The sequence below is a fragment of the Streptomyces sp. G7(2002) genome (assembly GCF_028870195.1).
Lineage (GTDB): Bacteria > Actinomycetota > Actinomycetes > Streptomycetales > Streptomycetaceae > Streptomyces > Streptomyces nigrescens.
In genome coordinates this window covers 2,540,470-2,563,354 of sequence record NZ_CP102609.1, presented here as the reverse complement: position 1 = coordinate 2,563,354, position 22,885 = coordinate 2,540,470, and the positions used below count along the sequence as shown (strand labels likewise).

Here is a 22,885-nt window from a genome sequence, read left to right as displayed (position 1 = left end):
GGTCACTTGGTCTTCTTGGCGCCCTCGATGGCCTTGGTGAGCGACTCGATGAGCGGGGCGGCGCCCGCGTAGGAGAAACGTGGTTCGCTCGACCACGGGGTGATCTGGCCGGCCTTGACGGCGGGCAGCTTGGCCCAGGAGGGCTTGGCCGCCAGGTCCTTGGGCTGGAGGGTGGCGGTCCGGTTGTCCAGCAGGAGCACATCCGCCTTGTACTTGTCGGCGTTCTCCCAGCTCAGGCTCTCGAAGTAGCCGCCCTTGTCCAGGTGGTCGGGGACGATCAGGTCCACGCCGAGGGACTTGTAGTACATGAGGTCGGCGTTGATGCCGGGGTTGGAGGCGTAGAAGAGGTCCGGGCTGCCGGAGCAGGCGAGCACCTTGACCGGGTGGGACTTGGCGGCCTTGCGCAGCGCCTCGGAGGCCTTCTCGAAACGGGCCTTGGCGTCGGTGACCTTCTTGGCCCCCAGGTCGGCGCCGAATGACTTCGCCAGGTCGGCGTAGCGCTCGATGATCTTGAGGAGCGGGACCCGGGCCGAGGTGATGGCGACGCTCTTCGCCAGCGGGGTGATCTTGTCCTTGCTGTCGTCCGGGACGAACCACAGCGCGCCCGGCTCGTACATGTTCGTCACCAGCAGATCGGGGCGCAGCGACGCGTACTTCTCGACGTTGAACTGGTTGTAGGCGTTGCCGATGATGGTGACCTTGTCGACATCCAGGTCGCCGGCCTGCGGGTCGGGCTTGCCGTTCTTGAGCTTGGTGGGGCCGAAGACGCCGACGATCTGGTCGTCGATCCCGAAGTCGTGCAGAGCGGCCGCGGTGCCGGTGAAGGCGACGATACGCTGAGGGGTGCTCTTGAGGGAGACCTTCTCCTTGCGGTCGTCGGTGAAGGACCAAGGGCCGGTCTTGGCGTCGCCGTTGGCGCCCCCCGAGTCCTTTCCTCCGCCGCACGCGGCCAGCAGGGCGCCGATGCCGACGGCGCCGCCCGCGGCCAAGATGCCGCGACGGGACGGAGTGACGTTTCGGGAGGTGCTCATGGGTGCACTTCTCTCTGGGAGGGGCTGCGAGTCGAATGTGAGGGTAGGCTAACCTAACCATCGTGTTGGTTGACAGTCCCCCCGAAGCGGCAACGGCTCCGGACCCCGTGACACCCCGGCGGCGCCCCCTCCTGCGCTCCGCGGGGCTGGTGGTCTCGGTGGCCGTGCTGGCCGTCATCGTCGTCCTCGGTATCGCCGTCGGCGCCAAACAGATCCCCCTCGACCAGGTGTGGCACGGGGTGTTCCACTACACCGGGTCCGACACCGACGTGGTCATCCGCGATGTCCGCTTCCCACGCACCCTGCTCGGCCTGATCGTCGGCGCCGCGCTCGGCCTCGCCGGCACGGTCATGCAGGCGCTGACCCGAAACCCCCTGGCGGACCCCGGAGTTCTCGGCATCAACGCCGGTGCCTCCGCCGCGGTCGTCTCCGCCATCAGCTTCTTCGGCATCACCTCGCTGACCGGCTATGTGTGGTTCGCGTTCGCCGGCGCCGCGGTGGTCAATGTCGCGGTGTACGTCCTCGGCGGCACCCGCGGCGCCACACCCGTACGGCTCGCCCTGGCCGGCACCGCGCTGACCGCCGTCCTCATCGGCTACATCAACGCCGTCAACCTGATGGACACCGCGGCACTGGACAAGATGCGCTTCTGGACGGTGGGTTCGCTGGCCTCGGCCACCCTGCCGACGGTCACCGGCATCGCGCCGTTCCTGGCGGTGGGCGGCGTCCTCGCGCTGCTGATCGCCCGGCCGCTGAACGCCATCGCGCTCGGCGACGACCAGGCACGCGCGCTGGGCGCCCGGCTGACCCGCACCCGGGTGATGGCGATGCTCGCCGTCACCCTGCTGTGCGGCGGCGCGACCGCCGCCTGCGGCCCGATCGTCTATGTGGGCCTGATGGTTCCGCATGCCGTACGTGCCGTCACCGGGCCCGATATGCGCTGGCTCCTGCCGTACTCCGCGGTGCTCTCACCGGTCCTGCTGCTCGGTGCGGATGTCCTGGGCCGGGTCGTGGCCCGGCCCGGTGAGCTGCAGGTCGGCATCGTCACGGCCGTCCTCGGCGGCCCGGTCTTCATCTATCTCGTACGACGTCGGAGGATGGCCCAGCTGTGAGCGCGACCGTGAAGTCCGGCAAGGGCACGGGGCCCGAGGCCGAGAACGTACCGGCGGCGGTCCGGCGGGTGCGGGCGGTACGCACCAAGGGCGGCGTCTCGCTGCGCCTGGACGTGCGCGCCACGGTGGTCGGACTGCTGCTGCTGGCCGTCGCGCTGGCCGCCGGTATCGCCCTGATCGGCTCCGGCGACTACCCGATGACCCCGGCCGAGGTGTTCGCCACCCTGACCGGCGACGGGGACCCCGGCCAGCAGTACATCGTGCACGAGCTGCGACTGCCGCGGGTGCTGGTGGGGCTGCTGGTGGGCGCCGCGTTCGGAATCTCCGGGGCGGTCTTCCAGACCGTCTCCCGCAACCCGCTGGGCAGTCCGGACGTCCTCGGCTTCGCCCAGGGCTCGTCCGTCGGCGCCCTGGTCGCCATCGTCTACTTCCAGGCCGGGGCCTTCGGGGTCGCGGCCGGAGCGGTGGCCGGCGGGGTGGGCACCGGTGTCGCCATCTTCCTGCTCGCCTGGAAGCGCGGCATCCACGGCTACCGCTTCGTGCTCGTCGGCATCGGAGCGAGCGCCATGCTCTACGCGATGGTGCTCTTCCTCATGACCAAGGCGAACATCGTCGAGGCGACCCGGGCCACCACCTGGATGACCGGTTCCCTCAACGGCCGTGACTGGGACCAGGTCCAGCCGCTGGCCGTCGTCTGCGCCGTCCTCGTCCCGCTGCTGCTCTTCCACGGGCGGCCGCTGCGCATGCTGGAGATGGGCGATGACGCCGCCCATGCGCTGGGTGTACGGGTCGACCGGGTCCGTATCACCGTGCTGCTGGCGGCGGTTGTGCTGGTCGCCGCCGCCACCGCGGCGGCCGGGCCGATCTCCTTCGTCGCGCTCACCGCACCCCAGGTGGCCCGCCGGCTGACCCTCCCGCGGTGGCTCCAGGGCGGGGGAGGGGCCCCCATGCCCGGCCCCAATCTGGTGCTGTCCGCCCTCATGGGATCCGTGCTGCTGGTCGCCGCGGACTGGGCGTCACAGCGGCTCTTCGGCGCCGACCAGCTGCCGGTCGGGGTGCTCACCGGCGTCCTCGGCGGCGGCTATCTGCTGTGGCTGCTGGCCACGGAGCGCAAGGCGGGACGCGTATGAGCGGCCGGGCGGCCGCGGGAGCACGGGCCGGGCGGTGGGCGCCGGAGGGCGGCGCGGCCGGTGCCGGGCAGGAACCCCGCGTGGGCCGGGCGGCGGTGCGCCCTCCGGGCGGTGCCGGTGCGGCGGGTGGCGGTGCGGCGGGTCGGGAACCCCGCGTGGGCCGGGCGGCGGTGCGCCCTCCGGGCGGCGGCGGTGCGGCGGGTGGCGGTGCGGCGGGTGCCGGGCCGGGCAACAGCAGTGACACGACAACCCCAGGAGTTCCGAAGTGAGCCGTCTTACGGCCGAGAACGTCACCCTCGCCTACGACCAGCGGGTCATCGCCGAGAACCTCTCGGTCGCCATCCCCGACCACTCCTTCACGGTCATCGTCGGCCCGAACGCCTGCGGTAAGTCCACGCTGCTGCGCGCACTCTCGCGGATGCTCAAACCGGCCAAGGGGTCGGTACTGCTGGACGGCGCGGCGATCTCCTCGCTGCCGGCCAAGAAGGTCGCCAGGACGCTCGGGCTGCTGCCGCAGTCCTCCATTGCCCCGGACGGGATCACCGTGTCGGATCTGGTGGCACGGGGCCGCTATCCGCACCAGGGGCTGCTGCGGCAGTGGTCGCCCGAGGACGAGCGGATCGTCGAGGAGTCGATGGCGGCCACCGGGGTCGGTGAGCTGGCCGACCGCTATGTCGACGAGCTGTCCGGCGGACAGCGGCAGCGGGTGTGGATCGCGATGGCGCTCGCCCAGCAGACCCCGCTGTTCCTGCTGGACGAGCCGACGACGTATCTGGACATCCAGCATCAGATCGAGGTCCTGGACCTGTGCGCGGAGCTCCACGAGGAGCAGGGGCGCACACTGGTCGCGGTGCTGCACGACCTCAATCACGCGGCCCGCTACGCGACGCACCTCATCGCCATGAAGGACGGTGCGGTCATCGCGGAGGGCGCCCCGGCCGACATCGTCACGGCAGAGCTGGTGGAACAGGTCTTCGGCCTCGGCTGCCAGATCATCGACGACCCGGAGACCGGCACCCCGCTGGTCGTCCCGGCCGCCCGCAAGCCCCGCAACGGCGGCTCCCGCGCCGACCGTCCGACGGCGGAGAAGGCACCTGCGGGGGCCGGACAGGCGGGTGGGCGGTAGGGCGGTAGGAGAGCGAAGGAGCCTGGGGGCGACGGGGCGGGCGGAGTGGGGGGAGCGGGCGGAGTGGGCTGCGGCCGGACAGGGCGCGGCTGAGCGGGGCTGCTGTTAGAGCAGTGTCCGGAGGCGCAGGAGGTCGCGCAGGCCGGCCTCCAGCTTGACGCGGCCGCTGCCCCAGGCCTTGGCGAAGTTCAGCTCTCCGTCCACCAGGGCCACCAGGTCGTCGCCGGCCATGGACAGCCGGATCTCGGCCTTGTGCGGGGGCGGGCCGGGCACGCTGGTCACCTCCTGGATGGTGCCGTCAGCCAGGCGCCCGAGGAAGGTCACATCGAGGTCCGTGATGCGGCAGCTGAGCGAGCGGTCGAGCGTGGCGGCGCGGCGGACGCTGCCGTCGGCAGAGGACAGGTTCTGGGCCAGCCGGTCGAGAGCGGCGCGGCACTGGTCGAGGGTTGCCATCGTGAGCGACGATACGCCAGGTCGGGGACGGCTCGTTCGTCCTCGAACGGCTCCGCCGGGGTAGCGTCGGGGGCATGGAAGAGCCGATGTCCGGCCCGGAGCCGGAGGCGCCCGCGGAAGCCGCGCCAGGGGAGCCCACGGAGCCCGGGGAGCCCGGGGAGCACGAGGGCGGCGGAGCCGTGAGCAGCGCGGGTGGCCTGCTGTCCGGCCTTGTCGCGTCGGGCGGCGCCGCTGAGCCGGGTGACCAGGGTCGGCTGGGCGCCAACGTCGATCTGGGTGGCCAGGGGAGGCTGGGCACCACGGCCGAGCCGGGTGGCCAGGGGCGGCCGGGCACCGCGGCTGAGCCGGAGGGTCAGGGCAGGGCGGGTACCCCGGCTGAGCCGGAGGGCCAGGGCAGGCCGGGCACCACGGCCGAGCCGGAGGGGCCCGCCGGGCCGCAGCCGATCGGGGTGGGAGTGACACCGACCGGTGAGGCCGCGGTCGATGCCGGACTGCGGCGCCTCGCCGATGCCGACCACCTCCCCGCGAGCGGACACCTCCAGGTGTACGAGGATGTGCATCGTGGGCTGCGCGATGTGCTGGCCGGTCTCGACCAGCACCCCGGGCCGCCCGCCCCTTCCTCGACGACGCACGACAACAGGAGCTGAACCACAGGTGGCAGGAGTGGCACGACGCCGACTCGATGCGGAGCTGGTGCGCCGCAAGCTGGCCCGTTCGCGCGAGCACGCCAGCCAGCTGATCGCCGCGGGCCGGGTGACCGTCGGCGGGGCGACCGCGACCAAACCGGCCACTCAGGTGGAGACCAGCGCGGCCGTGGTCGTCCGCGAGGACGAGAGCGATCCCGACTATGTCTCGCGCGGCGGGCACAAGCTCGCCGGGGCGTTCGCCGCCTTCGTCCCGCTCGGTCTGAAGATCGAGGGCCGCCGGGCGCTGGACGCGGGCGCCTCGACCGGTGGCTTCACCGATGTCCTGCTGCGGGCCGGCGCCCGTCATGTCGTCGCCGTCGACGTCGGATACGGACAGCTCGCCTGGTCGCTCCAGAGCGACGAGCGGGTCACCGTGAAGGACCGCACCAACGTGCGCGAATTGACGCTGGAACAGATCGACTCGGAACCCGTCGACCTCGTCGTCGGCGATCTCTCGTTCATCCCGCTGGGGCTCGTACTGCCCGCGCTGGCCCGCTGTGCGGCGCCCGGCGCGGATCTGGTGCTGATGGTCAAGCCGCAGTTCGAGGTCGGCAAGGAGCGGCTGGGCAGCGGTGGGGTGGTGCGCAGCGCGGAGCTGCGGGCCGAGGCCGTACGCGCGGTCGCGAGCCGGGCCGCCGAACTGGAATTTGGCGTACTTGGCGTAACTGCGAGCCCACTGCCTGGACCTTCCGGGAATGTCGAGTACTTTCTGTGGCTGCGCGCCGGGGCGCCTGCACTCGACCCGGCGGACGTCGACCGTGCAGTGGCGGAGGGGCCTCGTTGACCACTACCCAGGCAGTTGAAGGCAGCGCAGCACACGAGAACACCGGAGCCGGGCGGACGGTGTTCCTGCTCGCACACACGGGCCGCCCCGCGGCCATCCGCAGTGCCGAACTCGTTGTCCAGGGGCTGCTGCGCAGCGGCATCGGGGTGCGGGTGCTGGCGGAGGAGGCGGCGGACCTGCCGCTGCCGTCGTCGGTCCAGCGCGTCGATTCCGAGCAGTGCGCCGCCGAGGGCTGCGAACTCCTGGTGGTCCTGGGCGGGGACGGCACGCTGCTGCGCGGCGCGGACTTCGCCAGGACGTCCGGGGTCCCGATGCTCGGGGTCAACCTGGGCCGGGTCGGCTTCCTCGCGGAGGCCGAGCGCGACGACCTCGACAAGGTCGTCGACCGGGTCGTCACCCGGGCGTACGAGGTCGAGGAGCGGATGACGATCGATGTCCTCGTCCGCAACAACGGCAATGTCGTCCACACCGATTGGGCCCTGAACGAGGCGTCGGTGGAGAAGGCCGCACGGGAGCGGATGCTGGAGGTCGTGACCGAGGTCGACGGCCGGCCAGTTTCGCGCTTCGGCGGCGACGGGGTGGTCTGCGCGACCCCGACCGGTTCGACCGCGTACGCCTTCTCGGCCGGCGGGCCGGTGGTCTGGCCCGAGGTCGAGGCCCTGCTGATGGTCCCGATCAGCGCCCATGCGCTGTTCGCCAAACCGCTGATCACGTCGCCGCGTTCCGTGCTGGCGGTCGAGGTCCAGCCCAAGACCCCGCACGGCATTCTCTGGTGCGACGGCCGCCGCAGTGTCGAACTGCCCGCCGGCGCCCGCGTCGAGGTCCGCCGCGGCGCCGTACCCGTACGCCTGGCCCGTCTGCACCATGCCTCCTTCACGGATCGTCTGGTCGCCAAATTCGCCCTCCCGGTGGCGGGGTGGCGGGGGGCGCCGCACTAGCCCTCCTGCCCCGGCCCCTCGGCGAAGGGGCCCGTGGCGACCGTGGCCCTTCCCCCTGCGCCCGTGTACGAGGAGTGCCTCGGCGGGGGCGGGGGAGGGGGGCGGACCCACGCGGGGTGGTGAGCCCCCTGCCGGTGCCTCGGGGCGTCGGGGGTGTCCCCGTGGCCGCCGCCGGGTCAGGCGGCAGCCGGTGCCGATCGCGCGCAGCCTCGCGAAACCGTGGCGCTGCCGGGCGACGGTCCGCCCCCTGATCTTCCTCGCTCCCCTCATCGAGGCAATCGCGAGGACCGGCCTCGCGAATATCGACATGGGGATCCGGTCGCGGAGCAGGGCGGCGGCCGTGCCCGCGGCGCCACCCGCCGCCGTCGCCCGGCCTGCGGCGGACGGCAGACCGCCCGCGCCGGTCGCGATGAGCGGCGGCATCGATGCTCCGGCGATCGCCCCGGCGCAGGCAACCGCCCCCGCGCCGGCAACTGCCACCGCACCCCGCATGGCCACCGCTGACTTGGCGGATGCGCGACGGTGACCGTGCCGCCTCGCATATGTCGATCTGCTGGACATGAGCACACCTTTCGTTCCGGACTGTGATCAGCGTGACGGCTGAGCGTGATCACGCACCATGCGGAATCCCCCCGTTTTTCGATGTGGTTTTCCGCAGGTCGGGCGGCAGGAGTGAGGGGAGGCCGTCGCGGGGCGGTCCCGGGACCTCGTAAGGTCGTATCCGTGTTGGAGGAGATGCGGATCCGGTCCCTGGGTGTCATTGATGACGCCGTTGTCGAGCTGTCCCCGGGCTTCACGGCGGTGACCGGCGAGACGGGCGCGGGCAAGACCATGGTCGTCACCAGCCTCGGCCTGCTGCTCGGCGGGCGCGCCGACCCCGCCCTGGTGCGGATCGGCGCCAAGTCGGCGGTGGTGGAGGGCAGGATCAGCGTCGGCCCCCATGCCCCCGCCGCGGTACGGGCCGAGGAGGCCGGTGCGGAGCTGGACGACGGGGCGCTGCTGATCAGCCGCACGCTCTCCGCTGAGGGCCGTTCGCGCGCTCATGTGGGAGGCCGTTCCGTACCGGTCGGCCTCCTGGCGGAGTTGGCCGACGACCTGGTCGCCGTGCACGGCCAGACCGACCAGCAGGGCTTGCTGCGGCCGGCCCGTCAGCGCCAGGCCCTGGACCGCTACGCCGGGGACACGGTCGCGGTCCCGCTGGCCAAGTACACCGCCGCCCACCGCCGGCTGCGTGCCGTCGCCACCGAGCTGGACGAGCTGACGACGCAGGCCCGCGAACGCTCACAGGAAGCCGATCTGCTGCGTTTCGGCCTCGACGAGATCGCGGCGGCCGAGCCCCAGCCCGGCGAGGACACCGAACTCGCCGCCGAGGCGGAGCGGCTCGGTCACGCCGAGGCGCTGGCCTCCGCCGCGACCGTCGCGCACGCCGCGCTGGCCGGCAACCCCGAGGACCCCGAGGGCGTCGACGCCACCACCCTGGTCGCCGGCGCCCATCGCGCACTGGAGGCCGTACGCAGCCATGACCAGGAGCTCGCCGGGCTCGCCGAGCGGATCGGTGAGATCGGCATCCTGATGGCGGACGTGGCGGGCGAGCTGGCCAGCTACGCGGACGGCCTGGACGCCGACCCGTTGCGGCTCGCCGCGGTCGAGGAACGCCGTGCCGCGCTGAACCACCTGACCCGCAAGTACGGCCAGGACATCGCGACGGTGCTGGCCTGGGCCGAGGAGAGCGCCGCCCGGCTGTCCGAACTGGACGGCGACGACGACCGGATCGGTGAGCTGACCGTCGAGCGGGACGCACTCCGCGCCGAACTGGGCGAACTGGCACAAACGTTGACCGATGCCCGTACGGCCTCGGCGAAGCGTTTCGCCGACGCGGTCACCGCCGAACTCGCCGAACTCGCCATGCCGCACGCCCGGGTCACCGTCGAGATCCGTCAGACCGAGGTCGCCGAGGGCGCCGACGGCATCGAGGTCGGCGGCCGCACGGTGGCCTACGGGCCGGCCGGCGCCGATGAGGTCGAACTTCTCCTGGCCCCGCACCCGGGCGCACCGCCCCGGCCGATCGCCAAGGGGGCGTCCGGCGGTGAGCTCTCCCGGGTGATGCTCGCCGTGGAGGTGGTCTTCGCCGGCTCCGACCCCGTACCGACCTATCTCTTCGACGAGGTCGACGCGGGGGTCGGCGGCAAGGCGGCCGTCGAGGTCGGCAGGCGGCTGGCCAGGCTCGCGAAGTCGGCGCAGGTCGTGGTGGTCACGCACCTTCCGCAGGTCGCGGCGTTCGCGGACCGCCAGTTGCTGGTGGCGAAGACGAACGACGGGTCGGTCACCAGGAGCGGTGTCACGGTCCTGGAAGGCGAGGAGAGGGTCCGCGAACTCTCCCGGATGCTGGCCGGCCAGGAGGACTCCGAAACGGCCCGCGCTCATGCCGAGGAGCTGCTGGAGACGGCGCGTACGGGCAGCTAGGACGTGGCGCGTGCCAGGGGCGCACCGGCCCTCTCGCCTGCCACTGGACGCCGGGGCTGTCATTCCCGCGTGATTTCCCCGTCACCGGTCGACGCCCGCCCCTAGGGTGACGGGAGCCGAGCACCGCAGGGTGCCGGGCGAGGGGAGGACATGGTGGCGGTGACAGGCAGCAGGGCGCTGGGGCGGATCTCGGCGTTCCTGGGGGCGGCAGGGGCGACGAGGGCCGCGTACACGGCGCTCAGGAAGCAGCCGCCGGGCGGTGCCGTCCTGTGGGAGCGGAAGAACTACGCCGGCCGGACCGTGGATCTGCACGCGGGTCTCGCCACGGCCGCCGGAACCGCCCTCGCCGCCGTCACCGCACCGGGGCTGCCCGGCCGGACCCGGGCCGCCGCGGCGCTGGCGGTGCTGGCCGCCGGGGGCTGCGGTGCGTACGACGACGTGTTCGGTGCCAGTGATCCACGCCGCGGATTCCGGGCGCACCTGTCGGCGCTCCGGCAGCGAGAGGTCACCAGCGGGGCCGTGAAGCTCTTCGGGATCGGCGCCGCCGGGCTCGCGGCCGGTGCCCTCCTCAAGGAGCGCCCGGCCGACAGATTGCTGGCGGGCGTGGTCATCGCGGGCTCGGCCCATCTGGTGAACCTCCTGGACGTCCGGCCGGGCCGGGCGGCCGGCTCCGTATTGGCCATCGGCGCACCCGGGTTGCTGCGCCGCGGTCCGGCGCGCCCGCTGTCCGCCGCGCCCATGGGGGCCGTTGCCGCCGTCCTCGGTGACGACCTCGGGGAGCGCACGATGATCGGGGACGCCGGGGCGCACGCCCTCGGCGCGGCGCTCGGTCTCGCCATCGCCACGAGTAACGGCCGCCGGGGCCTGGCCGCGCACGCCGCCGGCCTGATCGCCGCCGCGGCCGCGGGCGACCGCGTCAGCCGGGCGGCCGCGGCGATCTGAGTACTGAAGGCCTGGGGCCTGTGAAGCCTGAGTACTGCTGAAGGCCTGGCCGAAGGTGGCCCGTCCGGGGGGCTTCGGCCCGTGAGGGGAACGCCGCCCGTCCGGATTACGCGCCGCAGGCCCGGTCCACCAGGTGACCCAGGCTCCGGCCCACTGTGGGCCCTCCACCGGGCAAGCCAGGCCTCGGCAAGCCAGTGCCTGACAAGCCCGGTCCGGCAAGCCCGAGGCCACAGGGGCGCCACCCGTATCGCCCGACGGACCGCCCACCGCAGTGCCGCCGAGCGCAGGACATCCGGGCGGCCATGGCCCTTCACGGGCCAAACGCGCACAGGGGCGGTCATTCCCGACGGCACCCCGCGCCCATCAAGTCCTTATCCGGCCAAACGCCGGGCGCGCTCCGGGCGGCGGCGCACGCGCCGCATGTCACGGCGCAAGGCGCACTCCGGGGAGTGGGGTCACCCGCAGGTGCCGTTAACCCGCGCGGGCGGTTTGTCGCCCATGTGGGTGATCTGGTGGGCGCCGAGGTGAGACTTCCCACCGGAACGGCGGCCGGAGGGTGCCGATTTGACCTCCCCGGGCTGGCATCCTGGGCGCGGTGCGCAGTCCCGGGCGCGCTCGCCGCGTCCTGTCCGTCCGCCGGGCAGGCAGGTGGCCGCCGGCCGCGCGCCGCAGCACAGCGGACCGACCCGCCGGTGTGGTCCGCCCGCCCCCGATCCAGGAGCCCTATCACGTGATCAGCACCCCGACCTCGGCGCACGGGTTGTCGCCGCTGCGCACGGTCCAGGTGCTCGGGCACGGCAGCGCCGGCAGCGCGGCGCATGTCCGCTCGCTGGCCGAAGGGCTGGTCGCGCGCGGGGTGCGGGTGACCGTCTGTGCCACGCCGGAGACCGAGGAGGCCTACGACTTCACCGGGTCGGGCGCGCGGTTCGTGCAGGTCCCTCCGCGGATGGATCCGGCAAGTGTGGCCGTGCTGCGCAGTGCCTGCTGGGACGCCGACCTCGTCCATGCGCACGGCCTGCGGGCCGGGCTGCGGGCCTCGATGGCGCTGCGCGGACTGCGCGGCCCCCGGGGTGGGCGGCGGGTCCCCCTGGTCATCACCTGGCACACCAAGGCGCACATCGAGGGCGCGCGAGCCGGGGTGGTGCATCTGATGGAGCGGCGGGTGGCTCGGGCCGCCGCCGTCGTCCTCGGGGCCTGTTCCGATCTCGTGGACCGGGCGCGCGAGCGGGGCGCCCGTGATGCACGGCTTGCACCGGTCGCGATTCCGCGCCCCCGGTCCGGCGGCACACCGGACGAGTGCGAGGACCACGACCGGATGCGCCACAAGGAACGCGCCGAACTGGGCGCGGTCGACCGCCCGTTGCTGCTCGCGGTGGGCCGTCTCGACCCGAACCAGGGCCATGACCTGCTGCTGGACGCGGCGCATGCCTGGTGCGCGCTCGACCCGCAGCCGCTGGTCGCCATCGCCGGGGAGGGCGAGCAGCGGACCGCGCTGCAGCGGCGGATCGATGTCGAGCAGCTGCCCGTCCAGTTGCTCGGCCGCCGTGACGACGTGCCCGAACTCCTCGCCGCGGCCGACCTGGTGGTGCTGCCCAGCCGGTGGGAGGCGCGATCGTTGATCGCCCAGGAGGCGCTGCGCGCCGGGGTGCCGCTGGTCGCCACCGACACCGGAGGCACCCGCGAACTGGTCGGCCGGGCCGCGGAACTGGTCCGCTACGGGGACGCCGCCGCCCTGGCCCGTACCGTTCTCGCGCTTCTCGCCGACCCCGCGCGGCGGGACGCACTCTCCGCGGCGGGCCGCGCCCAGGCGGCCGGCTGGCCCAGTGAGAACGACACCGTCACCCAGGTCCTCAGCGTCTACGACGAGTTGACCCAGCCGATTCAGCCGGTCTGACCCATACGGCCCGGCCCGGGCCCGATTCAGCCGGCCCACCCAATACGGCCGGCCCACCCAATACGGCCGGCCCACCCAATACGGCCGGCCTAGCCAATACGGCCGGCCCAGCCGGTCCCTCCGCTCCGGCCGGTCCGCTCGCCCAGCCCGACCGCTGTTTCCGCCGCCCGGCACCCCAGCTGCCCACAGCCGCCTGCCTTCCAGGTCTCCCGGCCCCCGCCCTCTCGCCCTCCGCCCTTCCGTCCTCCGCCGCCCCCCGAGAGGCAGCCCGGACATCCGCTCCGGCACCACGGACCCGGACGATACGCTCCCCGCAAGCAAATTGATGTAAGACCCATACGTGTGGCCCCTCCGCCCCAACCCGGGTCGCAGGTACGAAAGGAGAGTGCCGTGACCGCTGCGGTAGCGGGCTTTGCGTTGTTCGCCCTGCTGGTGACGATGGCTCCCGGCCCGGACACCCTTCTGGTGCTGCGCAACTGTGTGCGCGGTGGGCGGCGTACGGGGGCCGCCACGGCGGTCGGCGCCGCCGTCGGTTCGCTCGCTTGGGCGGTGGCCGCCGCGGTCGGGCTGGCCGCGGCGCTGCAGCGCTGGGACGCGGCGTTCATGGTCGTACGGCTGGCGGGCGCCGCCTACTTGGTGGTGCTCGGCGGGCAGGCGCTCTGGGCGCACCGGCGCTCCGCCGCGGCGGACCGCCCGGAGACCGGCCCCGACCCTCTCGACACCCCGGAACCGAACGGCCACGCCGCCCCGCCCCTCCCGCCCCTCGCGAACCTCGCGCCCCTCCGTGCCTTCCGGCAGGGGCTGTTGAGCTGTCTGCTCAACCCCAAGGTCGGGATCTTCTTCGTGGCCGTGGTGCCGCAGTTCCTCCCCGAGGGCCACTCGGTGCTCGGTACGACGCTGTTGCTCGGGGCCGTCGACGCGGTGATCGCCGCGGGCTGGCTGCTGCTGGTCGTGGTCTGCGCGGGCCGGCTGCTGCGCAGGCTGCGGCGTCCCCGGGTGCACCGCAATCTGGAGCGCACCACGGGCGGGGTGCTGATCGCGCTCGGTATGGGGACGGCGGCCGAGACGGTCGCGGGATGACGCGCCGCCCCCGGCGGCCGCCGCCCGTTACGGCTTGTCCGTGTGGCGTCTGGCGCGCAGGGCCAGCCGCAGGCCCAGGACGGTCTGCGGATCGTCCAGGTCCGTGCCCAGCAGTTGGGCGATACGGGCCAGCCGGTCGTACAGCGTCTGCCGGTTCACATTCAGGTCGCGGGCGGTCTCGGCCTTGCGGCCCGCGCTGGCCAGATAGGCCTCCAGCGTCGGCAGCAGCGGCTGGCGGGCGGCGCGGTCATGGGCCAGCAGCGGCCCGATGGCGCGCTCCACGAAGTCGGTGAGCACACCCTGCTCGCCGTGTTCGCGCATCCGCCACAGCAACAGCTCGATGTCCAGCCGGCGTGCGTCGTACCAGGGCTGTTCCGGCAGGCCCTGGGCCGCGGCCGCCGCCTCCGCCGCATGCTGCAGACCGGGGCCCGCCGCCGCCCAGTCACCCGGCGTACCGACGACGACCACCGGGCGGTGCGTGGCCGGCCGGTCCAGGCCCGCGCGGACGATCCCGGCACGCAGGGCCTCGGCGATCCGGCCGGCGAGCGCGTCGCGGTCCTGGCCCGCGCGCAGCGCCACCAGCATCGGGACCCGGCCCTCCACGGGGCGGACGCCGAGCAGCACGGGCACCCCGGGGGCCGCCAGTTCCTCGCGCAGGGCCTGGGCGAGCAGCGCCCAGCTGCCGGGGGAGGGGAGCCCCGCGGGCAGCCGCATCACCACCGGGAACACGGGCTCGTCACCGGGGCGGAAGCCCAGCAGGCGGGCCTGCGCGGGCGCCTCGGCCGCGGAGATCCGGCCCTCCGCCAGGTCGGCGAGGAAGTCGCCGCGGCCGCGGGCGGCGAGCACCTCCTCCTGGCGGGACTGCAGCATGACGACGGCGAGCAGATCGGCGGCGCGTTCGGCGGCGATCCGGTGCACCGGCGCCAGGGGGGCGTTGACGGGCAGCAGGACGAGGCGGGCGCGGACCGCGTCGGGGCCGTGGCCGCCACCGGGCACATCGACCCGCAGACCGGTGTCGCGCAGGCCCTCCCAGGCCAGCAGCGGGTCGGCATCCGCGGGGCCGTCGTCGTCACCCTCCGGCCCCGCCGCGTAGAGCGGGCTGCCGTCGGGGGCCTCCAGGCAGAGCGGGTTGCCGGTGAAGACGGCCAGCAGCCGGAGCACCTCGGGGACGCCTCCGCCGCGCAGCAGCACATCCGTGCAGCGCCGCAGGATCTCGTCGGCGCGCCGCAGCAGCGCGTAGTGACTGTTGATGATCTCGGTGTGGATCGCCTCGGTGACCGTGACGTACGGGACCTCGCGGTGCAGCTGGATCAGCGGCAGCCCGCAGTCCCGTGCGGCATCGACCAGCGCGGTGGGCAGTGAGGCGAAACGGGAGCCCAGCTCCACGACGAGGGCGGCGATCTCGCGGTCCGCGAGCTTACGGATGAAGGCGCGCTGCTCGGACGGCCGGGCGCCCAGCCCGAGCCCGGTGGTCAGCAGCAGCTCGCCGCCCTTGAGCAGCGAGGCGATATGCGGGACCTCGCCCGCGTGCACCCAGCGGACCGCACGGTCCAGCCGGTCCCCGCCGGCCAGCACCTCCGGCAGGCCGCGGCGCAGCGCGGGCAGCTCCAGCGCCCTGCGTACCGTGATCTCGGCTTCGATCTTCGCTTCCTGCCCCATGGCGAGGACGGTACCCGTAGTCCGCTATCCGGACCCGCGCGGTCCGGATTACGGTGCCGTATGGAAGGTGGACGAGCCCGGTCGCCTCCTGGTGCCCCAGGCCCTCTCACCCTGACCTGCCCCAGGCCCTCTCACCCCGACCTGCCCCAGGCCCTCTCACCCCGACTCCCGCACCACCAGCCGCGCCTCCGTGATCACCGGTGCGAGCTCCACCGCGTCCGACCCCTCCGTCTTCCGCGGATCCAGCAGCCGCAGCAGCAGCCGGGCCATCAGCCGTCCCATCTCCTCCACGTCCTGCCGCACCGTGGTCAGCGGCGGATCCGCCCACGCCGCCGGTTCCAGATCGTCATAGCCGACCACCGCCACCTCCTCCGGCACCCGTCGTCCGCGGGCCCGGAGGGTGCGCAGCGCGCCGCTCGCCATCAGGTCGGAGCAGACGAAGACCGCGTCCAGATCCGGTGCGGCGTCCAGGAGTTCGGCCATGGCCCGCTCGCCGCCGTGTGCCGTGAACCCGCCGTCCGCGATCAGCCGTGGGTCCGGCTCCGCGGTGCCCAGCGCCTCGCGGTAGCCGTCGAGGCGGTCCACCGCGGAGGTCTGGTCGAGCGGTCCGGTGATCACGGCGATCCGGCGGCGGCCGCGGCCGAGGAGATGGCGTACGGCCTGCCGGGCCCCACCGCGGTTGTCGGTGTCGACGTACAGCGGCCGCGGCACCCGGTCGGCGCCCGCCCAGCCGGGCCGGCCGCCGTAGACGGTGGGCAGTCCGGCGCGCTCGGCCATGGCGGGCAGCGGGTCGTCGCGGTGCAGCGAGAACATCAGCGCGCCGTCGACATGCCCGGCCGACAGATAGCGGCCGATGCGGTCGTAGTCGTCGCGGTGCTCGACGAACATCAACAGCAGCTGGGTGTCGGCGGCGGCCAGTTCGCGGCTGATGCCGCGCAGTTGGCGTCCGAAGAACGGATCGCTGAAGACCCGGGTCTCCGGCTCCGCGATGACCACGGCGACCGCTCCGGTACGGCGGGTGACCAGGGAGCGGGCCGCGCTGTTCGGCACGTAGCCCAGCTCGGTGACCGCCTGGCGCACCCGCTCCTGGACCGCGGCCCGTACCCCCGCACCGCCGTTGACCACGCGGGACACCGTGGCGCGGGAGACCCCGGCGAGCGCCGCGACCGCCTCCAGCGTCGGCCGCGGACCGTTCGGCTCAGACACCATTCAACTCCTTTTTCCACGCGGTGACTTGACGGTCTGCCGTCGAGTCGGCAGGGTGCTCAGCGCACGATATGAGAGCGCTCTCACTCCGGAAACCCCCACGGACCTCCTCACGACCCCCCACTGCGCCGAGGAGAGAATGTCATGAGCATGAGAATTCGGCCCGGGAATCGGGTGCACCACCGGGCAGGGGCGTCGCTCCTTGCCGTCGGCGCCGCGCTCGTCACCACCTGTGCGCTCACCCTCCCGACGGCCTCCGCCGAGCAGGCGGCACCCGTCCCGAAGGCGAAAGCCGCTTCCGCCGCCTTCCAGGAAGTCTGGCGTACGGACTTCGACGGCGCCGCCGGATCCCGCCCCGCCGCCGACGACTGGATCATCGACACCGGCACCGGCTACCCCTCGGGCCCGCCCAATTGGGGCACCGGTGAACGCCAGACCTATACCGACCGCCCGGAGAACCTCCAGCTCGACGGCGCGGGCCACCTCAGGATCACGGCCCGGAAGGACGGCGCCACCTGGACCTCGGGCCGCATCGAGTCCCGGCGCTCCGACTTCGCGGCCCCGTCCGGCGGCACACTCCGCATCGAGGCGCGCATCCGGATGCCCGAGGTCTCCGGCGACGACGCGCTCGGCTACTGGCCGGCCTTCTGGACGCTGGGCGCCGACTACCGCGGCACCTACTGGAACTGGCCGGGCATCGGCGAGTTCGACATCATGGAGAACGTCAACGGCGTCAACAAGGTCTGGGGCGTGCTGCACTGCGGCGTCAACCCCGGTGGGCCGTGCGGTGAATCCCAGGGCAGGGGCAACTCCCGCGAGTGCCCCGGCAGTGCCTGCCAGGCCGGCTTCCACACCTACGCGCTGGAGCTGGACCGCGCCAACAGCGCCGCGGAAGCGCTGAACTGGTATGTCGACGGGCAGAAGTTCCACACCGTGAGCGCGGCCGAGATGGACGCCGACACCTGGGCGCGGGCCACCCACCACGGCCACTTCCTGCTGCTCAACCTCGCGATGGGCGGCGCGTTCCCGGACGGCGCCGCGGGCTTCGCCACCCCCACCGACGCCACCCGGCCCGGCGGCTCCCTCCTCGTCGACCATGTCGCGGTCTCCGTACGGCAGCCCGCCGGAGCCCGTACGGACCGGGCCGCCACCCCCACCGACCGGCACCCGTAAGGAGCCACCTCGTGATCACTCGCCGCAGTCTGCTCGGCACTCTCGCCGCCGGCGCCGCCACCGCCTCCGGAATCGCCCTGGCAGGCCGGGCGGCCGGCGCCCCCGCCCCGGCCGCAGCACCCCGCGGGCCCGCCCGGTCCGCGGCCGGCCTGCCCCTGCACCTCGTCAACCACTCCGGCGCCTACGCCAACTCCTCGGTCTGGATCTACGCCGTCGGCAATGACGGCACCCAGCAGGTGTACGTCACCCCGGACGGTGAGCTCCGGCCCGTCGCACTGGCCGACAACGGGCCGGACGGCTTCACCGACTACGCGATCCCGCTCGCCGCGAGCGGCACCACGACCCTCCGCCTGCCACAGATGTCCGGCCGGATCTACACCGCGCTGGGCGGCAAGCTCAAGTTCAAGGCGGTCGAGGACGGCAACGGCAAGGCCGCGCTCGCCTACCCGGCGGGCTGGGTCGCCGGCGACCCCAACTACGACGTGCTGCACGACTGCGCCGAGTTCACGTACAACTCCGGCGGGATGTACTGCAACACCACCATGGTCGACATGTTCAGCGTGCCGCTCGCGATCAAGCTCTCGGGCGCCAAGGAACAGACCACCGGCACGCTCAAGGACGGCGCCCGCGCCAGGATCTTCTCCGACGTCAAGGCCGCCGAGGGCTTCGACCGCCTGGTCATCGGCGACCGGCGGGTGATCGCCCCCGGCCACGGCCTGGACAGCGGGCTGTTCGCCCAGGACTACTTCGCCCCGGCCATCGACGAGGCCTGGTCCGCCTACGCGGCCAAGGACCTGACCGTCACCACCAACGCGGGCACCTTCACCGGCCGGGTCCGCGACGGCAAGCTCATCTTCACCGTCCCCCAAGGCTTCAAGGGCCAGGGTGGTGCCCCCATCGGCACGGTCTCCTTCGACAAGCCGTCCACCCGCGATGTCCTCTTCTGCGATGGCACCCTCGCCGCCCCCAACGACGGCACCCTGGGCCCGGTCGCCGCCATCCTGGGCGCCGCCCTCAACCGCTCCACCCTCACCTCGCACGCCACCCAGCCCACCACCGACCCGGCCGCCTTCTACCGGCAGCGGCTGACCAACCACTACGCCCGGGCCATGCACGCCGCGGCCCAGGACGGCAAGGCCTACGGCTTCGCCTTCGACGACGTCGCCGGCTTCGCCTCCTACATCGAGGACGGCACCCCGAAGGAGATCACCCTCACCCTGACCCCGTTCTGACACGAAGAAGGTGCCGCCCGAAAACGGGCGGCACCACAGAACTCCGAGCCGAAGAGCCGGCTATCCCCCGTAGGCCCCGCTGGCCGTCAGCCGCAGCGCCGTGTCGATCAGCGGAACATGGCTGAACGCCTGCGGGAAGTTGCCCACCTGCCGCTGGGCCTTGGGGTCCCACTCCTCGGCGAGGAGGCCCAGGTCGTTGCGGAGCGAGAGCAGCTTCTCGAAGAGCTTGCGGGCCTCGTCCACCCGGCCGATCATCGCGAGGTCGTCCGCGAGCCAGAACGAGCACGCCAGGAAGGCTCCCTCCTCGCCCTCCAGACCGTCCACCCCGAGGTCGTCCGCACCGGACGTCGGGTAGCGCAGCACGAAGCCGTCCTCGGTGGACAGCTCCCGCTGGATCGCCTCGATCGTGCCGATGACGCGCTTGTCGTCCGGGGGCAGGAAGCCCATCTGCGGGATCAGCAGCAGTGAGGCGTCCAGCTCCTGGGATCCGTAGGACTGGGTGAAGGTGTTGCGTTCCTTGTCGTAACCCTTCTCGCAGACGTCCCGGTGGATCGTCTCGCGCAGGTCCTTCCAGCGCTCCAGCGGGCCGTCGACATCCCCGGACTCGATCAGCTTGACCGTGCGGTCGACCGCGACCCAGGTCATGACCTTGGAGTGCACGAAGTGCCGGCGCGGACCGCGGACCTCCCAGATGCCCTCGTCCGGCTCGTCCCAGTGCTTCTCCACCCACTGGATCAGCTTGAGCTGCAGCAGCGAGGCGTAGTCGTTACGGGCCAGCCCCGTCATGTGCGCCAGGTGCAGCGCCTCGGTGACCTCGCCGTAGACATCGAGCTGGAGCTGTCCCGCGGCGCCGTTGCCGACCCGCACCGGACGGGAGTTCTCGTACCCGGGAAGCCAGTGCAGGTCGTTCTCGCCGAGCTCCCGCTCACCGGCGATGCCGTACATGATCTGGAGGTTCTCCGGATCACCGGCCACCGCCCGCAGCAGCCACTCTCGCCAGGCCCGCGCCTCCTCGCGGTAGCCGGTGCGCAGCAGGGAGGACAGGGTGATCGCCGCGTCCCGCAGCCAGGTGAAGCGGTAGTCCCAGTTACGGACACCGCCCAGGCACTCCGGCAGCGAGGTCGTCGGCGCCGCCACGATCCCGCCGGTCGGCGCGTAGGTCAGCGCCTTCAGCGTGATCAGCGAGCGCACCACCGCGTCCCGGTAGGGACCGTGGTACGTGCAGTGCTCGACCCACTCGCGCCAGAACTCCTCGGTGGCCTCCAGCGACCCCTCCGGGTCGGCCACGGCCGGCGGCTCCTTGTGCGAGGGCTCCCAGCTGATGGTGAAGGCGATCCGCTCACCCGGAGAAACGGTGAAGTCGGAGAAGGTCGTCAGGTCCTTGCCGTAGGTCTCCGCCTCGGTGTCCAGCCACACCGAATCGGGGCCCGCGACCGCGACCGTACGGTCGTCGATCTTGTGCACCCAGGGCACGACCCAGCCGTAGGAGAACCGCATCCGCAGCTGCGAGCGCATCGGGACGCGGCCGCTGACGCCCTCCACGATGCGGATCAGCTGCGGCGCTCCATCACGCGGCGGCATGAAGTCGATCACGCGGACGGTGCCGCGCGGGGTGTCCCACTCCGATTCCAGGACGAGCGAATCGCCCCGGTAGCGCCGGCGATCGGCCGGCGCGGGCCGGCCCCCGGGGCCGTTGACCGGCCCCATCCGCCAGAATCCGTGCTCCTCCGTGCCCAGCAGCCCCGCAAAGACCGCCGGGGAGTCGAAGCGGGGCAGGCACAGCCAGTCCACCGTGCCGTCCCGGCACACTAGAGCGGCGGTTTGCATATCGCCGATAAGTGCGTAGTCCTCGATGCGCCCGGCCACGTGCATCTCCCGTCGAGCTGGAGTCACGCCCCCCATGGGACGTATGAATCGGTCCGTCCTGCCCATGAAACGTCGCCGAGCAGCGGGACCGGAAATCGGGCGGGGGTGGTGCCTTCCCGGACGGCTCGTTGCGAGTGTCCGAGCAGGATACGACGCACGTGGGTGATCCGCGCGACCCTCGCACGGACTGACGTGCTCCGAACGGGTGGCCTCCATCACGTGACACTGTCACCCCGGCCGTCACCGCCCGGTCGCCGTGCGTGGCCGGGCGCGACCATGCCCGGTCGCTGATAGCCTGGTACCCCGTGGACCGGTGGGCACGAGAACCCCCGAACCGCAGCGACGGCACCCCTGAAAACGGGGACGCGCCGCTTCGCACCTCTCCACCTCGCGACCACGGGAGCTCCCTCTTGGCCATGCCGCCCAAATCCACGACGACCAAGCACCTCTTCGTCACGGGGGGCGTCGCCTCCTCGCTGGGCAAGGGGCTCACCGCCTCCAGCCTGGGTGCTCTCCTCAAGGCGCGCGGTCTGCGGGTCACGATGCAGAAGCTCGACCCGTATCTGAACGTCGACCCCGGAACGATGAACCCGTTCCAGCACGGTGAGGTCTTCGTCACCAACGACGGCGCCGAGACCGACCTGGACATCGGCCACTACGAGCGTTTCCTGGACGTCGACCTCGACGGCTCCGCGAACGTGACCACCGGCCAGGTCTACAACACCGTGATCGCCAAGGAGCGGCGCGGTGAGTACCTCGGTGACACCGTGCAGGTCATCCCGCACATCACCAACGAGATCAAGCACCGCATCCGGCGGATGGCGACCGAGGACGTCGACGTCGTCATCACCGAGGTCGGTGGCACCGTCGGCGACATCGAGTCGCTGCCGTTCCTGGAGACGGTCCGCCAGGTCCGCCACGAGGTCGGCCGGGACAACGTCTTCGTCGTGCACATCTCACTGCTCCCCTACATCGGCCCGTCCGGTGAGCTGAAGACCAAGCCGACCCAGCACTCGGTCGCGGCGCTGCGCAACATCGGTATCCAGCCCGACGCGATCGTGCTGCGCGCCGACCGTGAGGTCCCGACCGCCATCAAGCGCAAGATCTCGCTGATGTGCGACGTCGACGAGGCCGCGGTGGTCGCCGCGATCGACGCCCCGTCGATCTACGACATCCCCAAGGTCCTGCACACCGAGGGCCTGGACGCCTATGTCGTGCGCAAGCTGGACCTGCCCTTCCGTGACGTGAACTGGACCCAGTGGGAGGACCTGCTCGACCGCGTCCACAACCCCGACCACGAGGTCAGGGTCGCGCTGGTCGGCAAGTACATCGACCTTCCCGACGCCTACCTCTCGGTCACCGAGGCGCTGCGGGCCGGCGGCTTCGCGAACAAGACCCGGGTGAAGCTGAAGTGGGTCACCTCCGACGACTGCAAGACCCCGGCCGGCGCCGCCGAGCAGCTCGCCGACTGTGACGCGGTCTGCATCCCCGGCGGCTTCGGCGACCGCGGTGTGGACGGCAAGGTCGGCGCGATCACCTACGCCCGGGAGAACAAGCTCCCGCTGCTCGGCCTCTGCCTGGGCCTGCAGTGCGTGGTCATCGAGGCGGCCCGCAACCTGGCCGGCATCGAGGGCGCGAACTCCACCGAGTTCGACCCGGCCGCGGCCGACCCGGTCATCTCCACCATGGCCGAGCAGATGGACATCGTCGCAGGTGAGGGCGATATGGGCGGCACGATGCGGCTGGGCATGTACCCCGCCAAGCTCGCCGAGGGCTCGATCGTCCGTGAGGTCTACGACGACCAGCCCTACGTCGAGGAGCGCCACCGCCACCGCTACGAGGTCAACAACGCCTACCGCGGTGAGCTGGAGAAGAAGGCCGGGCTGCTGTTCTCCGGCACCTCTCCGGACAACAAGCTCGTCGAGTACGTCGAGTACCCGCGCGAGATCCACCCCTACCTGGTCGCCACTCAGGCGCACCCGGAGCTGCGCTCCCGCCCGACCCGTCCGCACCCGCTCTTCGCCGGGCTGGTGAAGGCCGCGGTCGCGCGCAAGACGGGCGCCGCGAAGTAAGGGACACCACGGCGGATACGGTTGCCGGGGTACGGCCT

General features: G+C 72.5%; 18 protein-coding genes. 13 read left to right on the top strand and 5 right to left on the bottom strand.

The annotated features are described in order from the left end of the window. Positions 1 to 2: 2 nt before the first annotated feature. Positions 3 to 1,031 carry an ABC transporter substrate-binding protein gene (locus NUT86_RS10395; RefSeq protein WP_274734762.1) on the bottom strand — a complete coding sequence of 343 codons (1,029 nt, stop codon included), beginning with the start codon at positions 1,029 to 1,031 and terminating at the stop codon, positions 3 to 5. Positions 1,032 to 1,093: 62 nt separating this feature from the next. Between NUT86_RS10395 and NUT86_RS10390 the strand changes: the two genes are divergently transcribed. The 3 genes from NUT86_RS10390 (at position 1,094) to NUT86_RS10380 (ending at position 4,399) form a co-directional block, all read left to right on the top strand. Then, a complete protein-coding gene (locus NUT86_RS10390) occupies positions 1,094 to 2,143 on the top strand; it encodes a FecCD family ABC transporter permease (RefSeq protein WP_274734761.1) in 1,050 nt (349 codons plus the stop codon). Further along, positions 2,140 to 3,273: a FecCD family ABC transporter permease gene (locus NUT86_RS10385; protein WP_274734760.1), complete on the top strand. Its 1,134-nt coding sequence runs from the start codon at positions 2,140 to 2,142 to the stop codon at positions 3,271 to 3,273. The genes NUT86_RS10390 and NUT86_RS10385 overlap by 4 nt, the downstream gene beginning before the upstream one ends. A 265-nt stretch (positions 3,274 to 3,538) precedes the next feature. Continuing rightward, positions 3,539 to 4,399 carry an ABC transporter ATP-binding protein gene (locus NUT86_RS10380; protein WP_018087965.1) on the top strand — a complete coding sequence of 287 codons (861 nt, stop codon included), beginning with the start codon at positions 3,539 to 3,541 and terminating at the stop codon, positions 4,397 to 4,399. A 105-nt stretch (positions 4,400 to 4,504) separates the two neighbouring features. Here the strand turns inward: NUT86_RS10380 and NUT86_RS10375 are convergent, their stop codons facing one another. Next, positions 4,505 to 4,852: an SCP2 sterol-binding domain-containing protein gene (locus NUT86_RS10375; protein WP_093648059.1), complete on the bottom strand. Its 348-nt coding sequence runs from the start codon at positions 4,850 to 4,852 to the stop codon at positions 4,505 to 4,507. Positions 4,853 to 4,926: 74 nt separating this feature from the next. Here NUT86_RS10375 and NUT86_RS40625 point away from each other — a divergent pair, with 74 nt between their 5' ends. The 7 genes from NUT86_RS40625 to NUT86_RS10340 all read left to right on the top strand — a co-directional run bounded on the left by NUT86_RS40625 (position 4,927) and on the right by NUT86_RS10340 (position 13,639). Further along, positions 4,927 to 5,499: a hypothetical protein gene (locus NUT86_RS40625; protein WP_381682726.1), complete on the top strand. Its 573-nt coding sequence runs from the start codon at positions 4,927 to 4,929 to the stop codon at positions 5,497 to 5,499. A gap of 7 nt (positions 5,500 to 5,506) precedes the next feature. After that, positions 5,507 to 6,322 (top strand): TlyA family RNA methyltransferase, encoded by an 816-nt coding sequence (locus NUT86_RS10365; RefSeq protein ID WP_026169335.1) that lies wholly within the window; start codon positions 5,507 to 5,509, stop codon positions 6,320 to 6,322. After that, on the top strand, positions 6,319 to 7,260 hold the full coding sequence (locus NUT86_RS10360; RefSeq protein ID WP_202444142.1) for an NAD kinase: 942 nt from the start codon (positions 6,319 to 6,321) through the stop codon (positions 7,258 to 7,260). The genes NUT86_RS10365 and NUT86_RS10360 overlap by 4 nt, the downstream gene beginning before the upstream one ends. Positions 7,261 to 7,995: 735 nt before the next feature. Continuing rightward, positions 7,996 to 9,723, top strand: coding sequence for a DNA repair protein RecN (gene recN, locus NUT86_RS10355; protein WP_274740442.1), 1,728 nt, complete (start codon positions 7,996 to 7,998; stop codon positions 9,721 to 9,723). A gap of 150 nt (positions 9,724 to 9,873) precedes the next feature. Next, positions 9,874 to 10,665 (top strand): hypothetical protein, encoded by a 792-nt coding sequence (locus tag NUT86_RS10350; protein ID WP_274734759.1) that lies wholly within the window; start codon positions 9,874 to 9,876, stop codon positions 10,663 to 10,665. Between the two features lie 730 nt (positions 10,666 to 11,395). Further along, on the top strand, positions 11,396 to 12,559 hold the full coding sequence (locus tag NUT86_RS10345) for a glycosyltransferase family 4 protein (RefSeq protein ID WP_274734758.1): 1,164 nt from the start codon (positions 11,396 to 11,398) through the stop codon (positions 12,557 to 12,559). Positions 12,560 to 12,949: 390 nt separating this feature from the next. Continuing rightward, positions 12,950 to 13,639: a LysE family translocator gene (locus NUT86_RS10340; protein ID WP_274734757.1), complete on the top strand. Its 690-nt coding sequence runs from the start codon at positions 12,950 to 12,952 to the stop codon at positions 13,637 to 13,639. Between the two features lie 27 nt (positions 13,640 to 13,666). On the opposite strand, the gene NUT86_RS10335 is transcribed toward NUT86_RS10340, so the two are convergent. Together NUT86_RS10335 and NUT86_RS10330 are read right to left on the bottom strand one after the other, a co-directional pair. Next, positions 13,667 to 15,298 carry a PucR family transcriptional regulator gene (locus tag NUT86_RS10335; RefSeq protein WP_018087955.1) on the bottom strand — a complete coding sequence of 544 codons (1,632 nt, stop codon included), beginning with the start codon at positions 15,296 to 15,298 and terminating at the stop codon, positions 13,667 to 13,669. A 156-nt stretch (positions 15,299 to 15,454) separates the two neighbouring features. After that, complete coding sequence (locus NUT86_RS10330; protein WP_018087954.1) at positions 15,455 to 16,507, bottom strand: LacI family DNA-binding transcriptional regulator; 1,053 nt, start codon at positions 16,505 to 16,507, stop codon at positions 15,455 to 15,457. A gap of 141 nt (positions 16,508 to 16,648) precedes the next feature. Here NUT86_RS10330 and NUT86_RS10325 point away from each other — a divergent pair, with 141 nt between their 5' ends. Both NUT86_RS10325 and NUT86_RS10320 read left to right on the top strand, forming a co-directional pair. Continuing rightward, a complete protein-coding gene (locus tag NUT86_RS10325) occupies positions 16,649 to 17,677 on the top strand; it encodes a glycoside hydrolase family 16 protein (RefSeq protein ID WP_274734756.1) in 1,029 nt (342 codons plus the stop codon). Positions 17,678 to 17,688: 11 nt separating this feature from the next. Next, on the top strand, positions 17,689 to 18,909 hold the full coding sequence (locus NUT86_RS10320) for a beta-1,3-glucanase family protein (protein WP_274734755.1): 1,221 nt from the start codon (positions 17,689 to 17,691) through the stop codon (positions 18,907 to 18,909). Positions 18,910 to 18,969: 60 nt separating this feature from the next. On the opposite strand, the gene NUT86_RS10315 is transcribed toward NUT86_RS10320, so the two are convergent. Continuing rightward, a complete protein-coding gene (locus NUT86_RS10315) occupies positions 18,970 to 20,781 on the bottom strand; it encodes a glycoside hydrolase family 15 protein (RefSeq protein ID WP_020397699.1) in 1,812 nt (603 codons plus the stop codon). Between the two features lie 410 nt (positions 20,782 to 21,191). Here NUT86_RS10315 and NUT86_RS10310 point away from each other — a divergent pair, with 410 nt between their 5' ends. Beyond that, entirely contained in the window at positions 21,192 to 22,847 is a 1,656-nt protein-coding gene (locus NUT86_RS10310; RefSeq protein WP_093648268.1) for a CTP synthase, read from the top strand. Positions 22,848 to 22,885 lie beyond the last annotated feature (38 nt).

Coding starts and splice junctions, on each gene's coding strand:
- NUT86_RS10310 (WP_093648268.1), top strand. CDS start 21,192: ATGCCGCCCAAATCCACGACGACCAAGCACCTCTTCGTCACGGGGGGC.
- NUT86_RS10375 (WP_093648059.1), bottom strand. CDS start 4,852: ATGGCAACCCTCGACCAGTGCCGCGCCGCTCTCGACCGGCTGGCCCAG.
- NUT86_RS10395 (WP_274734762.1), bottom strand. CDS start 1,031: ATGAGCACCTCCCGAAACGTCACTCCGTCCCGTCGCGGCATCTTGGCC.
- NUT86_RS10335 (WP_018087955.1), bottom strand. CDS start 15,298: ATGGGGCAGGAAGCGAAGATCGAAGCCGAGATCACGGTACGCAGGGCG.
- NUT86_RS40625 (WP_381682726.1), top strand. CDS start 4,927: ATGGAAGAGCCGATGTCCGGCCCGGAGCCGGAGGCGCCCGCGGAAGCC.
- NUT86_RS10325 (WP_274734756.1), top strand. CDS start 16,649: ATGAGCATGAGAATTCGGCCCGGGAATCGGGTGCACCACCGGGCAGGG.
- NUT86_RS10315 (WP_020397699.1), bottom strand. CDS start 20,781: ATGCACGTGGCCGGGCGCATCGAGGACTACGCACTTATCGGCGATATG.
- NUT86_RS10330 (WP_018087954.1), bottom strand. CDS start 16,507: ATGGTGTCTGAGCCGAACGGTCCGCGGCCGACGCTGGAGGCGGTCGCG.
- recN (WP_274740442.1), top strand. CDS start 7,996: ATGCGGATCCGGTCCCTGGGTGTCATTGATGACGCCGTTGTCGAGCTG.
- NUT86_RS10350 (WP_274734759.1), top strand. CDS start 9,874: ATGGTGGCGGTGACAGGCAGCAGGGCGCTGGGGCGGATCTCGGCGTTC.